The following is a 1267-nucleotide window of genomic DNA, read 5'->3' as shown; positions in this document are numbered from 1 at the left end:
GTGGGAGCAACTGTCTTCTTATGGAAGCTGGCCTTGCCGACGATGGGGCGCGTAGCGCCCCAGGCCCGGCTGTGCCGGGCATTGCTAGCAAGGCTAACTCCTACGAATGAACTATTTGCTCTTGCCAGGGCGTTCCTGCCTTGAGCATCGCATTGAGCCTTACCAGCAACACTCGCATACACGCCACCACCGACACCTTCGCGCATTTTCCCTGCGCTCGCAGTGCACTGTAACGCTCGCTGAAGTCCTTGTTGTGGCGTATCACCACCCAGCAGGCCATATAGAGCGCCCGCCTGACTTGTGAGCGTCCACCCCAGATTGAACGCTTGCCCGACTGCTTGCCGCTGTCCTGGTTGAACGGCGCAACACCGACCAAGGCGGCAATTTCCTTCTTATCCACCTGACCCAGCTCTGGCAGCAAGGCCATCAGCTTTCCGGCAGTAATCAGACCAATTCCTTTGACTTGAGTGAGCTGTTTGACCCGATCATCAGGCAAAGCGGCTGCCTGCTGTGCGATCTCTTGCTCCAGCGCTCGAATTTCACCCTTCAGGTAGGCGATGTGTTGTTCCAACCGCAAACAAACACTGGCAGCCCGCGCCTGCTTCAGACGCCGCTTGTCATCGTCGCGCTGTTGGACGAAGCGATCCCGCTGCATAAGCAGTTCGCGCAGCAAGGCTCGCTCAGGTGTCATCACCTGGCAAGGCCGTGGGGGCATCACTTCAGCCAGGTGAGCCAAAACAGCTGCGTCAATGGGATCGGTCTTGGCGCGTTTACCCATCGACTTGGCAAAGTCTCGGGCACGACTGGGATTGATTCGGCAAACCGGAAAGTCGGCATCCTGCAGCGCTTTGAGGACATTGCACTCGTAGCCACCGGTAGCTTCGAGCAAGACCATTGAAACTGCATACCCGCCAAGCTTTTCGACGAGCAGTTGGAATCCCTTCAAGTCATTGGAAACACTGAAGTTCACACCCTCAGGGCGGATGTGAACAGCAAGTGTGGCACTGGAAACGTCGATGCCGACAGAGGAAGACATGGCCAAACCCTCTTAAACTCAAGGAGTGAGAGCGCTTTGGCTTGGCCCACGCTTGTGATTCGAGATTACGGCCCTCATCCAACTGTTCGGGCTCTCGCCAAAGTGGAACGGTGAATGGCAGCTTTTGCTCCCACACGTGCTCAAGGCACCTCGGGCTAACAGCTTGCCATTCACCGCTCTCACTCTAGATCTTATCCCCTCATGCAGACACAAGCGGGCTTGCCCCGCGAA

At 57.0% G+C, this 1267-nt stretch carries 1 protein-coding gene; it reads right to left on the bottom strand.

All coding sequences use genetic code 11. The features are described from left to right. Positions 1 to 100: 100 nt before the first annotated feature. Entirely contained in the window at positions 101 to 1036 is a 936-nt protein-coding gene (locus ACIPG5_RS25225; RefSeq protein ID WP_401378738.1) for an IS110 family transposase, read from the bottom strand. Positions 1037 to 1267 lie beyond the last annotated feature (231 nt).

The organism is Pseudomonas sp. NPDC087029 (assembly GCF_044745345.1).
GTDB classification, from domain to species: domain Bacteria; phylum Pseudomonadota; class Gammaproteobacteria; order Pseudomonadales; family Pseudomonadaceae; genus Aquipseudomonas; species Aquipseudomonas faucium.
The sequence above is the reverse complement of the archived record's forward strand: the minus strand, read 5'-3'. Positions and strand labels throughout refer to the sequence as shown.

Coding starts and splice junctions, on each gene's coding strand:
- ACIPG5_RS25225 (WP_401378738.1), bottom strand. CDS start 1,036: ATGTCTTCCTCTGTCGGCATCGACGTTTCCAGTGCCACACTTGCTGTT.